Genomic DNA, 11,861 nt, shown 5'->3' with positions numbered 1-11,861 from the left:
GAGACGGCATGGAACATATCCGGAACTGCCCGGACAGTGTATCACTGGAAAACCGCAGAAAACAGCCATTTACGGGTGTTCCTGGGTACGCCTGAGACGCGCACTGGAGCGGGTAGCGGGAATCGAACCCGCATAGCCAGCTTGGAAGGCTGGAGCTTTACCACTAAGCTATACCCGCCCATTGATGGGCCTGTCCCGATCGGGACGGTGACCTGCGTCGTGGCTGCCGCTTGCCACGATAAGGCAGGTGTCGTCAACGCCTTCCTTGCATCTTATCTGCATTGATCAGCGTCCGGGCTATCAATGACCGGGATAGTCCAGCAGCGCGTGCACCGTGATGCCGGCGGAGCGCAGCCGGTCGCCGCCACCGAGATCGGGCAGGTCGATGGCGAAGAGAGTGTGCTCGACGGTCGCTCCGGCGCGTCGCAGCAGTTCGATCGCGGCCAGTGCAGTGCCGCCGGTTGCCAGGAGGTCGTCGACCAGGATGACCTTGTGTCCCTCTCCCACGGCTTCGGGATCAACTTCCAGCGTATCGGTACCGTACTCGAGTGCATAGTCGATGGCGATGACCGGAACCGGGAGTTTGCCGGGCTTGCGGATGGAGACGAAGCCAAGGTCCAGCCGCGCCGCGATCGCGGCGCCGAAGATGAAGCCGCGCGCCTCGACGCCGGCGATCACATCGGCACCCGAGGCTTTCACCCTTTCCGCCATCAGGTCGACAGCAGCCGAAAAGCCAGGGCCGTGGCCAACCAGGGTGGTCACGTCGCGAAAGAGGATGCCGGGCTTGGGGAAGTCCGGCACGGTGCGCACCAGCGCCTTGATCTCGTCGAGGGTCATGCCGCCGTGCTTACGGGGTCGAGCGGACAAACGAAAGGCCCCCGCCATCGTAAGATGAGGGAGGCCTTTCGTTCAGGTCACAGGCGGAAGCCTCAGTGCTTCTTGCCGGCCCAGATATTGCGGTAGGACATGTAGCCCAAAATCGTGGCGAACAGGAGGAAGCCCAAGACCGGCCAGCCGGTCTGCTTGCGCTTCTCCAGCTTGGGTTCCGCGGTCCAGATCAGGAAGGCCGAGACGTCCTTGGCCATCTGGTCGACCGTCGCCTTCGTGCCGTCGGAATAAGTCACCTGGCCCTCGCCGGTGAGCGGCGGCGGCATCGCGAGGTTGAGATTGGCGAAGTAGGGGTTGTAGTGCAGACCATCCGGCGTCTTTGAATCCGGGAACTTCTTCAGAAGCTCGGCAGGCTGGTCCTGATAGCCGGTCAGCAGCGAATAGACGTAGGCCGGACCGTCGTGACGCGCCTTCGCCATCAGCGAGAGGTCAGGCGGGGTTCCCTGGCCGGCATAGAGCACCGGCGGGAAGTAGTCGGTCGCCACGCCTTCGCGGGTTTCCACTTCGCCCGTGCCGTTGTTGTAGACCGGCACCTGGAAGCCCTTGGCGATCGCCTTCACTTCGGCATCGTTATAGCCGAGCGCCGCAAGGTCGCGGAAAGCGACATGGCGCAGCGCGTGGCATACGGCGCAGACTTCCTTGTAGACCTGGAAGCCGCGCTGGAGCTGCTGCCGGTCGAACTTGCCGAAGGCGCCATCGCTGGCGAAGCGCACTTCCTTGGGGTGGAGGTGGAATTCATGTTCGGCGGTTGCCGCTGCCGGCTCCGTGATCTCCTGGTAGGCCCCTTTGCCGAAGGACCAAGCCAGGGCCACCGTGAAGAACAGCCCGACGAGGATCGAGAGAATGCGTGCCATGTCTTTCGTCTTTCGCTCTAGCTGTTGGTCACACGTCGCCGTGGACGGCTTCGGTGGCGCCATGCGCCGGGCGCAGTTTCGCGCCTTCGTCGTGCCCGAGCACCGATTCCGTGATGGAGAACGGCAGCGGGTCCGGTTTCTCGATGGCCGAGACGATCGGAATGACGATCAGGAAGTGCGCGAAGTAGTAGAGCGCCGCGATCTGGCTGAGCATCACGTAAGGTTCTTCGGCCGGGGCGCCGCCGCAGTAGAACAGCACCGCCATGGCCGGGATCAGGCCGAAGAAGAAGAACTTCCGGTAGAGCGGACGGAACGAGCCCGAGCGGACCGGCGAACGGTCCAGCCAGGGCAGGAAGAACCACACGAGGATCGCTCCGAACATCGCCAGCACGCCCATGAGCTTGGCCGGAATGAAGAAGAAGTCCTGGGTGAAGGCGCGCAGGATCGCATAGAACGGCCAGAAGTACCATTCGGGAACGATGTGCGCGGGCGTGCTCATCGGGTTGGCCGGAATGTAGTTGTCCGGGTGGCCCAGCGCGTTCGGGAAGAAGAACAGCGCCGCACAGAACAGGATCGCGAAGACGCCGATCGCCCAGCCGTCCTTGGCGACGTAGTAGGGGTAGAACGGCACCGTGTCGCTCTCGCTCTTCACTTCCACGCCGGTGGGATTCGACGACCCCGGAATGTGCAACGCCCAGATGTGCAGGATCACTACACCCACGATGACGAAGGGCAGGAGATAGTGCAGGGAGAAGAAGCGGTTGAGCGCGGCGTTGTCCGGCGCGAAACCGCCGAGCAGCCACTGCTGGAGCGGCTCGCCCACGAAGGGGATCGCGCCGAACAGGCCGGTGATGACCTTGGCCCCCCAGAAGCTCATCTGGCCCCAGGGCAGCACGTAGCCCATGAAGGCCGTGGCCATCATCAGCAGGAAGATCACCACGCCCAGCAGCCACACCATTTCGCGCGGGGCCTTGTACGATCCGTAGAAGAAGCCGCGGAAGATGTGGATGTAGATCACGACGAAGAACGCCGAAGCGCCGTTGGCGTGCGCATAGCGCATCATCCAGCCCCAGTTCACGTCGCGGACGGTCTGCTCGATGGTGTCGAACGCCACTTGCGTATTGGCCGCGTAGTGCATGGCCATGACGATGCCGGTGACGATCTGCAGGCCGAGGCAGAGCGCGGCGAGGAAACCGAAGTTCCAGAAATAGTTGAGGTTGCGCGGAACCGGATAACCGCCGCCGACAGCGTTGTAGACGAGGCGCGGCAGGGGCAGCCTCTGGTCCATCCACTGCATGAAGGGATGGCTTGGGGTATATTCCTTGGCCCAGGGAAAGCTCATGTTCTTGATCCTCTCTCTTGGCCTCAACCGATCTTTACGACCGTGTCGGTGGTGAAGGCGTATTCCGGAACCTCGAGATTCTTGGGCGCGGGGCCCTTACGGATACGGGCGGCCGTGTCGTAGGAAGAACCGTGGCAGGGGCAGAAGTAGCCGCCGAACTCGCCTTTCGCCTCGCCCTCGCCGGCACCGAGCGGCACGCAGCCCAGGTGGGTGCAGACGCCCATGGTGATCAGCCAGTTTTCCTTGCCTTCCTTGGTGCGTTCCTCAAGCGTCTGCGGATCGCGGAGCGAGGAAACATCGACCTTGTTGGCTTCCGAGATCTCATGTGGCGTCAGGTTGCGCACGAAGACCGGCTGCTTGCGGAAGATCGCCTTGATGGCCTGACCGGGCTGGATCGAGGAAATGTCGATCTCGGTCGAAGACGCCGCAAGAACGTCCGCAGAAGCGGACATCTGGCTGACCAGAGGGACGACGATTCCCACGCCGGCGACACCCGCCGCGCTTACCGCGGCGATATTGATGAAATCGCGCCGCCGCACGCCATCTGCTTCTGCCATGATTGCCCTTGCCTTGTTATTGACAACCTACTCCCGGGATTCCGGAAGCAAGCCCAGATTCCTGACCAATTCTATTTTTGTCTGGTATCCCCGTAACGGCCCCCCGTTGACGGTTAACTGCCTCGGGAGCGACCCGAAACGAATACCGACTTTGCGGTTCTGATATACAGGGAAATCAACCCTGCCAACCGCCTTTTTGGATCGGCCCGGCAGGTTCGTCGTCAACGAATTCAAGGCATAACCATCCGGCGGCGGCGCCCGGCGGACCTGTTTCAGCCCCGTCCAATGATGGAAATCTGGCGTCCATAGCTCGCCTCCGCCCGGTGGGTGGAGCGGCGATAGGAGTAGAAACGCTCCGGCGCGGAGTAAGTATCGAGGGCGAGGCGCTCCACGCCCGCTATTCCGGCAGCTTCCAGCCGGGAGGCGACATAGTGCTCCAGGTCGAACTGCCAGCGTCCCTCGCGGCCTTGCGCGAAGAAGCGCGCATCGTCCGCCCCATGTGCCAGGAACCGATCGCGGAAGGCTTCATCGACCTCGTAGGACTCCTGGGAGATGCAGGGACCAACGGCAGCGACGATCCGCGCGCGCGCCGCGCCGAGCGATATCATCCGGGCGATGGTGCTGTCCGTCACCCCGCCGATGGCGCCTTTCCACCCGGCATGAGCCGCACCGATCACGCCCGCTTCCCGGTCGGCCAGGAGCACCGGGGCGCAGTCTGCCGTGACGACACCGATCAACACACCCGGTCGATCCGTGACGAGAGCATCGGCATGGGGACGCTCGGCGTCGCTCCACATGTCCGCGCCCAGGATCACGCAGTCTGGCGAATGGACCTGGTAGACGGATGCGAGAGGCGCTCCCGGCAGCACCGCCTCGGCGGCGCGGCGGCGGTTCTCCGTCACCGCCGCCGGTTCGTCGCCGGATCCGAGACCGACGTTGAGGCCAGCCACCTCGCCCACGCTTATCCCGCCGCGACGGCCCAGGAAACCGTGCGGGAGGCCGCCAAGCAGGCCGGCGCGGTTGACTTCGACGGGCTCGCCCCCGACGTCAGCCAAGGCTCTTGCTCACCTGTTCGCGAACATCGCGGGAAAGACCGGGCTGGGCCGCGATCTTCTCCAGCTCCGCACGCATCATGGCGGCGCGAGCGGGTTCGATGCGCCGCCAGCGGCCCAGCTGCGGCACGAACCGCGCGGTAGTCTGCGGGTTGATCGGGTCGAGCTTGCGGATCAATTCGCCGATCATCCGATAGCCCGCGCCGCTGGCGTCATGGAACGCCTTCGGGTTCACCGCTGCCGTCATGTAGAGCGCGCGGGCGCGGTTCGGATTGTTCAAGGTGAATTCGGGGTGCTGCGACAGCGCCTCGATATGCTGCAGCACTTGCGGATGGAAAGAGCCCGCCTGAAGCGCGAACCACTTGTCGATCACGAGCGCATTGCCCTGATAGCGGCGCAGGAAGTCGGCAAGCGCCTCTTCCCGCTCGGGGCCTTCGAGGTTGCAGAGCACGGTGAGCGCCGACTGGCGATCGGTCATGTTGTCTGCCGCGCGGTATTGCGCGATGGCGCGGCGGGCGCCTTCGGCCGGATCGCCCGCAGCGATCAGCACGAGCGCCTGCGCCTTGGTCTTGCGGGCACCGCGCGCAGCCGCGTCGCGGCTATAGGGAACGCCAGAGACGCGGTCGTGCAGAGCGACGAGGGACTCCGCCAGTTCGCTGCCGAGCCAGGCTTTCAGACCCTCGCGTTCCTCGTGGATCGCGGCCGGGTCCGCCACCAGCACCTGTTCGGCAAGATAGGCGACGCCCGGCAGGACCATCAGTTCGCCGCGCATGAGATCGTCCAGCCCATCGTCCGAAAGAACGGCCGCAAAAGCCTGGCCGATCGCCTTGCGACCCTCGGCGCGCGCGGTTTCCGACAAGCCGCCGCCGACCGCCGCCACCAGATGCTGGACGACCAGGCTCTGCATGGCCTCGTATCGGGCGAAAGGATCGTCGTCATGAGCGGCAAGGAAGACGAGGTCCTCGTTCGAGCGCTCCATGTCGATGGCGACCGGGGCCGAGAAGCCGCGATTGATCGAGACGACCGGCGGCCGCGCGAAGCCTTCGAACGCGAAGCTGCGGCTGTCCGTGTCGAGCACGATCAGCCGCTCGCCCGCATGACGGCCGCTGTCGCGGTCGAACAGGGCAATGCGCAGCGGGATCGGCACCGCCTGCTTCTCCGGCTGTCCGGGAGTGGCCGGGATGGTCTGGGTAAGCGTGAGCGTGGCGACATCGCCTTCGTGCGACGCTTCCACCGCCACTTGCGGGGTGCCCGCCTGCGCGTACCAGAGGCGGAACTGCCGGAGGTCGAGCCCGGCGCCGTCCTCGATCGCCTTGACGAAATCCTCGCACGTCGCGGCCTCGCCGTCGTGGCGGTCGAAATAGAGGTCGGTTCCCTGGCGGAACCTGTCCGGCCCGGCCATGGTGCGCATCATGCGGATCACCTCGGCACCCTTGTTGTAGACCGTCGCGGTATAGAAGTTGCTGATTTCCTGGTAGGAATCAGGGCGTATCGGGTGTGCGAGCGGTCCCGAATCCTCGGGGAACTGGGCGGCGCGCAGGACCCGCACGTCCTCGATGCGCTTCACGGCCTCGCTGCCCATGTCCGCGCTGAACAGCTGGTCGCGCAGGACGGTGAAGCCTTCCTTGAGCGAAAGCTGGAACCAGTCGCGGCAGGTCACGCGGTTGCCCGACCAGTTGTGGAAATACTCGTGTCCGATCACGCTTTCGATACCGTCGTAATCGGCGTCGGTGGCGGTTTCCGGTTCTGCCAGCACGTAGCGGGTGTTGAAGACGTTGAGGCCCTTGTTCTCCATCGCCCCCATGTTGAAGTCCGATACGGCGACGACATTGAACAGGTCCAGGTCGTACTCGCGGCCGAAGGCCTCCTCATCCCACTTCATCGAGTTGATGAGCGAATCCATCGCGTGCTGGGTGCGCTGCTCGTCACCGGAGCGGACCCAGATGTTGAGATCGACCCGGCGGCCCGAGCGCGTGGTGAACTGCGCGTGATTGGCCACCAGATCGCCCGCGACGAGCGCGAAGAGATAGGCCGGCTTGGGCCAGGGGTCGTGCCACTCGGCCCAGTGGGTGCCGTCCTCGCCTTCTCCCGTGGCGGTGCAGTTGCCGTTGGAAAGCAGGATCGGGAACTGGCCCTTGTCGCCCGCCATGCGCACCGAATAGGTCGAGAGCACGTCCGGCCGGTCGGGGAAGAAGGTGATGCGGCGGAAGCCCTCGGCCTCGCACTGGGTGCAGAGCATCCCGTTAGAGGCGTAGAGACCCATGAGCTGGCTGTTCGCCGCGGGATTCACCGAGGTTTCGATTTCGACCTCGTGCGCCTCGCCGGTCAGTTCCACCAAGAGGTCGGCACCGTCCATGCGCCAGTCGTTCACCGCCTCGCCATCGACGCGCACGGCCAGCGGGGTGAGCTGGTCGCCGTTCAGGTGCAGCGTCGAGGCGGCGCTGCCCGCGGGATTGCGGCGCACCGACAGCCTGGCCGTCACGCGGGTCTCTTCGATGCCCAGACGGAAGTCGAGCGCGATCTGCGGCACCAGCCAGGCGGGCGGCTGATAGTCCTCGCGGCGGATGACCGGCGGCGCCTGGGGCGCGGGAGCGGCATCGGCGATCTGCGCGTCGGCGTCGGGCGTGCTGGGGGTGCTGGCAATATCCATGCCGCTAAATTAGAGCCTTGTCCCTCGAATGCCAGCCATGGCGCGACGAATTCACACACGAATCGAGAGGAATCCTCATGTCCCCGCGCCCGATGCCGAAGCGACTTTTCATCTTCGGGCTGGGCTACACCGCGAAGGTCGTGGCCGGGCAGGCGGCGGCGCGGGGTTGGGAAGTCATTTCCACCGGGAGCGAGGGAACGATCTCCTTCGCGGACGAAGGCAACGTGCGCCTCGCCCTGGCGGACGCCGATCATGTGCTGTCGTCGGTGCCGCCCGGCCGGGAAAGCCGGGGCGAGCCGCTGGACCCGGTGCTTGATCGCTATGGCGATGCGCTGAAGGGCATGCCGCTGTCCTACCTCTCCTCGACCGGTGTCTATGGTGATACCGGCGGCGCCTGGGTGGACGAAAGCGCGCCGGTCGGCACCGGTCGCCGCACTGCGCGGGCCGAGGCGGATGCGGCGTGGCTGGCACGGGGCGCCAGGGTCTACCGCCTGCCGGGGCTCTACGGTCCGGGCCGATCGGTGCTGGACCGGGTGCGGGAAGGCCGCGCTCACCGGATCGACCTGCCGGGGCAGGTGTTCAGCCGCGTCCATGTCGCGGACATCGCCTCGGGCGTGATCGCCGGGCTGGACGGGCCTCCGGGAGCCTACAACCTGGCGGACGACCTGCCTTGCGGCCAGAACAGACTGGTGGAGGCGGCCTGCAGCCTGCTCGGCCTGCCGGTGCCGCCGCTCCAGTCGATGGAGGAGGCGCAGCTCTCACCGATGGCGCGCGGGTTCTATGCCGAGAACCGCCGGGTGGCGAACGGCAAGGCGCGGCGCGTGCTTGGCTGGAAGCCGCGCTTTGCGACTTACCGAGAGGGGCTGCGCGCCCTCAGCGCCACGACCAGCCCGACCGTCGCCAGCGCCGCCCCCGCCACCGCGAGCAGCGACCAGCGATAGCCCTCGAACACGGTGGAGATCAGCATGGCGACGATGATCACCGTCACGCCGTTGTAGGCCGCCTTGCCTGCGCCGAGTTGGCGGATCAGCGTGTAATAGAGCGGGAAGGTTACCACCGACCCCAGGATCGCCAGGTAGGCGGTGCCCAGCCAATAGGTCGGATCGTGCGGGATCACCGGCGGGCCCGAAGTGGCCCAGGCAATGCCGACGTCGGCCAGGGTGCCGTAGAGCATGGCCCAGGAAAGCAGGCTCACCATCGGCAAGGCCTTGCCGGTCTCGTTGGCCTGGATCACGTTGGAGACCGAGGCGCAGAGCATGGCGATGAGCGCGAAGACGGTGCCGAGCAGCACCTTGCCGCCCAGCGGCGCTTCATGCGCCTCGTGCAGCAGCAGCAAGGCGAGACCGGCAATGGCGATCATGCTGCCGATCCCGAAGCGCCAGGTGATCGGCTGACCCAGCAGGACCCGCGCGAGAATGGCATTGGGCACCAGCAGCAGTCCGATCATGACCGCGACGATGCCGGAGGTCAGGTGCATCTCGGCGCGATAGACGAAATTGTAGTTCCCGCAGAACTGCGCCACGCCGACGGCCAGCGCCAGCCAGTGACCTGCCGCGCCGATCCTCAGGCTTTTCCTCATCACCATCGCGACGAGGAACATGGCCGGGGTCGCCAGTACGAAGCGCCAGGCGACGGACCAGCTTGCCGGCACGTCCCCGATCTGGCCGGTGATGACGAACCAGGTCGAGCCCCAGATCAGCGCAACCAGCAGGAACGGCAGCGCTACGCCGGGCGCCAGGAAGCCGGGAGTGCTGTTGGCCGAATCGTTCACAGCGCTGCAATCGCTTTTGCGAGAGCGGACACCTGATCCTCCCGCGAGTCCCAGGCGGTGACGAGCCGCGCCGCTTCCTCGCCCCAGTCGTAGAATTCGAAACCGAGTTCGCGCAGGGCCAGCCGCTCGACGGCCGTGGTCGTCAGGAATATCTCGTTCGCCTCGACCGGGTGCAGCAGCCGGTCGCCCGCGGCGGCAGCGATCTCGCCGGCGGCGGCGTTGGCGGCGCGGGCGTTGTCCAGCCAGAGATCGCCTTCGAGCATGGCGAGGATCTGCGCGGCCAGGTAGCGCCCCTTGGATTGCAGGTGCCCGGCCCGTTTGCGGCGAAAGCGCACTTTGTCGGCCATGGCGGGGTCGAAGAACACGATCGCCTCTGCACTCATCCCGCCGTTCTTGACCATGCCGAAGCTGAGGGCATCGACACCGCCCGCCGCGCCTGCCGCGTTTCCGCCGAGGCCCGCCGCGAGAGCGGGGTCGCCGCCCAGGAATGCCGCCGCATTGGCGAAGCGCGCGCCGTCCATATGCAGGCCGAGCCCCCTGCCCCTCGCGAAATTCGCCAACCCGGCCAGTTCCTCGGGCCGGTAGACGCACCCGTACTCGCTCGCCTGCGTGATCGATATGGCATGGGGCTGCACCTGGTGCACGCCGTCGCGGATCGAATCGACTATGCGGGCGACGGCCTCGGGCGTGATCTTCGCACCCTCACCGCCCGCCAGCAGCAGCTTGGCGCCGTGCAGGTAGAAGCCCGGTGCGCCGCCCTCGTCCATTTCGATATGCGCCTCGCGGTGGCAGATCACCGCGCCGTGCGGCTCGACCATGGCCGAGAGGGCAAGGCAGTTCGCCGCCGTGCCGGTGGCAACCCAAAGCGCTGCGCAGTCGCGACCGAACAGGGCGGAAAAGCGCTCGTCCAGCAGGTTGCTCAGCGCATCCCCGTCATAAGGCGAATCCGGCGTGTCGGCCGCCCGCATGGCTTCCCATACCCTCGGGTGGACCCGTGCGGCGTTGTCGGAGAGGAATTTCATGACCATATGCCCTGTAAGCGGACGCGAGCGGCGTCAAGCGAACCTTTTAGGGAGACATGCCCATGGTCGGCGTGACCATCACCAAGCACGAGACCGCCACCGGCGGCGAATATCAGGCGCATCTGGCCGACAGCGACGCCACCGGCCACCTCACCTGGCAGACCCGCGACGGCGTGCACTATGCCGACCACACGTTCGTTCCCTCGCAGATCGGCAATCGCGGCGTAGCGGCGCGGCTGGTCGAGGCCATGGTCGCCGACGCGCGCGAGAACGACTTCAAGGTCGCACCCTTGTGCAGCTACGTCGTGGCTGCGTTCAAGCGTCACCCGGAATGGGATGATGTCAAAGCCTGAAGCCGCGCCGCCCCCGTCATTGCGAGGAGGCGACGCCGACGCGGCAATCCAGGTCAGCTCTGCGCGACTCCGGATCACTTCGCTGCGCAGGCGATGACGAAGAGCGGCGGCGGTCTATGTAGGAAGACGCAGCCCTATCCCCAACCTTGCGCCAGCCAACCTTCGGCCAGCCCCGCCAGGAAGGCGGCGCCGCGTGGCAGGGCCTTTTCGTCGACCATCATCTTCGTCGAGTGGATGCCGCAGCAATGCTTCCAGTCGGCGCCGTCCTCCGCCACGCCCAGGAAGAACATCGCCCCGGGCACCTTTTCGAGCACGTAGGCGAAGTCCTCCGCACCCATGATCGGGTCCTTGAGGCGCTGGAACGCGGCCTCGCCATAGAGATCGCGGGCCACACGTTCGCCGCAGTCCACCGCGCGCGGATCGCAGATCGTGACGGGAAAGCCTTCCAGAATGGTCACTTCGCCCTTCAGCCCATGGGCACCGGCGATCCCGGCGACGAGTGCCGGCAATTCGTCCTTCAAGCGCGCGCGATTGGCGGCCGAAAGCGTCCGCATGGTGCCGGTCAGCCTCGCCGTGTCGGGGATGACGTTGTGTGCGCTGCCTGCCTCGATCCTGGCGATCGTCACCACGACCGGATCGAACACGCTGTAGCGCCGCGCCACCATGGTCTGGATCGCGCAAACCACTTCGCAGGCGACCGGTATCGGGTCCACCGTGTCGTGCGGCATCGAGGCATGGCCGCCGCGCCCGGTCACGACGATCCGCAATTCGTCAGCCGCCGCCATGAGCGGCCCGCCCCGGCCGCCGATCACGCCGTGCGGCGCATTGGGCATGATGTGGAGCGCGAAAGCGGCATCGGGCAGCGAACGGTCGGTTCCCTCCCCGCCCAGCAACCCGTCTTCCAGCATGAAGCGGGCGCCGTGATGACCTTCCTCTCCGGGCTGGAACATGAAGCGCACTTCGCCGGCCAGGCTTTCGGCCCGCGTGGCCAGGAGTTCCGCCGCACCGGCCAGCATGGCGACATGGGTATCGTGCCCGCAGGCATGCATCACGCCGGAGACGGTCGAGGCGAAATCCAGCCCGGTTTCCTCGGGCATCGGCAGGGCATCGGTATCTCCGCGCAGCAGCACGCAGCCGCCTGCTCCGCTCCCGCCTTTCAGCGTGGCGACGAGGCCGGTCGTCGAAGGCCCTTCACGCCATTCCAGCGGCAGATGGGCGAGCGCCGCGCGGATCTTGTCCCGTGTCCTGGGATTGTGGAGGCCGATTTCCGGCTCGGCATGAATGGCCCGGCGCAGGGCGACGATGCGGTCGGAAAGGCCGGCGGCGTCCTCGACCAGGGTGCTTGCGGATGACGGCATAGCACCATGATAGC

General features: G+C 66.1%; 11 protein-coding genes and 1 tRNA gene. 2 read left to right on the top strand and 10 right to left on the bottom strand.

The window, feature by feature from the left end; all coding sequences use genetic code 11:
• Positions 1-104 precede the first annotated feature (104 nt).
• From L284_RS45065 to pepN, 7 genes are all read right to left on the bottom strand, one after another.
• Positions 105-178 (bottom strand) — tRNA-Gly (locus L284_RS45065).
• Between the two features lie 122 nt (positions 179-300).
• Complete coding sequence (locus tag L284_RS45060) at positions 301-837, bottom strand: adenine phosphoribosyltransferase (protein ID WP_021236008.1); 537 nt, start codon at positions 835-837, stop codon at positions 301-303.
• A 92-nt stretch (positions 838-929) separates the two neighbouring features.
• Positions 930-1,742 (bottom strand): cytochrome c1, encoded by an 813-nt coding sequence (locus L284_RS45055; protein ID WP_021236007.1) that lies wholly within the window; start codon positions 1,740-1,742, stop codon positions 930-932.
• 28 nt (positions 1,743-1,770) lie between these two features.
• Positions 1,771-3,084, bottom strand: coding sequence for a cytochrome b (locus tag L284_RS45050; protein ID WP_021236006.1), 1,314 nt, complete (start codon positions 3,082-3,084; stop codon positions 1,771-1,773).
• Between the two features lie 23 nt (positions 3,085-3,107).
• On the bottom strand, positions 3,108-3,641 hold the full coding sequence (gene petA / locus L284_RS45045; protein WP_021236005.1) for a ubiquinol-cytochrome c reductase iron-sulfur subunit: 534 nt from the start codon (positions 3,639-3,641) through the stop codon (positions 3,108-3,110).
• A gap of 272 nt (positions 3,642-3,913) precedes the next feature.
• Positions 3,914-4,696, bottom strand: coding sequence for a peptidoglycan editing factor PgeF (pgeF, locus tag L284_RS45040; protein WP_021236004.1), 783 nt, complete (start codon positions 4,694-4,696; stop codon positions 3,914-3,916).
• A complete protein-coding gene (gene pepN / locus L284_RS45035; protein ID WP_021236003.1) occupies positions 4,689-7,343 on the bottom strand; it encodes an aminopeptidase N in 2,655 nt (884 codons plus the stop codon). The genes pgeF and pepN overlap by 8 nt, the downstream gene beginning before the upstream one ends.
• Positions 7,344-7,435: 92 nt before the next feature.
• On the opposite strand from pepN, the gene L284_RS45030 reads away from it, so the two are divergent.
• Positions 7,436-8,284 carry a Rossmann-fold NAD(P)-binding domain-containing protein gene (locus L284_RS45030; protein WP_031343165.1) on the top strand — a complete coding sequence of 283 codons (849 nt, stop codon included), beginning with the start codon at positions 7,436-7,438 and terminating at the stop codon, positions 8,282-8,284.
• On the opposite strand, the gene L284_RS45025 is transcribed toward L284_RS45030, so the two are convergent.
• Positions 8,194-9,114: a DMT family transporter gene (locus L284_RS45025; protein WP_021236001.1), complete on the bottom strand. Its 921-nt coding sequence runs from the start codon at positions 9,112-9,114 to the stop codon at positions 8,194-8,196. The genes L284_RS45030 and L284_RS45025 overlap by 91 nt on opposite strands.
• Positions 9,111-10,136, bottom strand: coding sequence for a threonine aldolase family protein (locus L284_RS45020; protein ID WP_031343162.1), 1,026 nt, complete (start codon positions 10,134-10,136; stop codon positions 9,111-9,113). Before L284_RS45020 ends, L284_RS45025 begins: the two co-directional genes overlap by 4 nt.
• 62 nt (positions 10,137-10,198) lie before the next feature.
• Between L284_RS45020 and L284_RS45015 the strand changes: the two genes are divergently transcribed.
• Positions 10,199-10,489: a GNAT family N-acetyltransferase gene (locus L284_RS45015; protein WP_021235999.1), complete on the top strand. Its 291-nt coding sequence runs from the start codon at positions 10,199-10,201 to the stop codon at positions 10,487-10,489.
• Positions 10,490-10,623: 134 nt separating this feature from the next.
• On the opposite strand, the gene L284_RS45010 is transcribed toward L284_RS45015, so the two are convergent.
• The gene (locus L284_RS45010) at positions 10,624-11,847 is read right to left on the bottom strand and encodes a M20 metallopeptidase family protein (protein ID WP_021235998.1); all 1,224 of its coding nucleotides are present in this window, start codon (positions 11,845-11,847) and stop codon (positions 10,624-10,626) included.
• Positions 11,848-11,861 lie beyond the last annotated feature (14 nt).

It is taken from the genome of Novosphingobium lindaniclasticum LE124 (assembly GCF_000445125.1).
GTDB lineage: Bacteria > Pseudomonadota > Alphaproteobacteria > Sphingomonadales > Sphingomonadaceae > Novosphingobium > Novosphingobium lindaniclasticum.
This window is presented reverse-complemented; position numbering and strand designations above follow the sequence as displayed.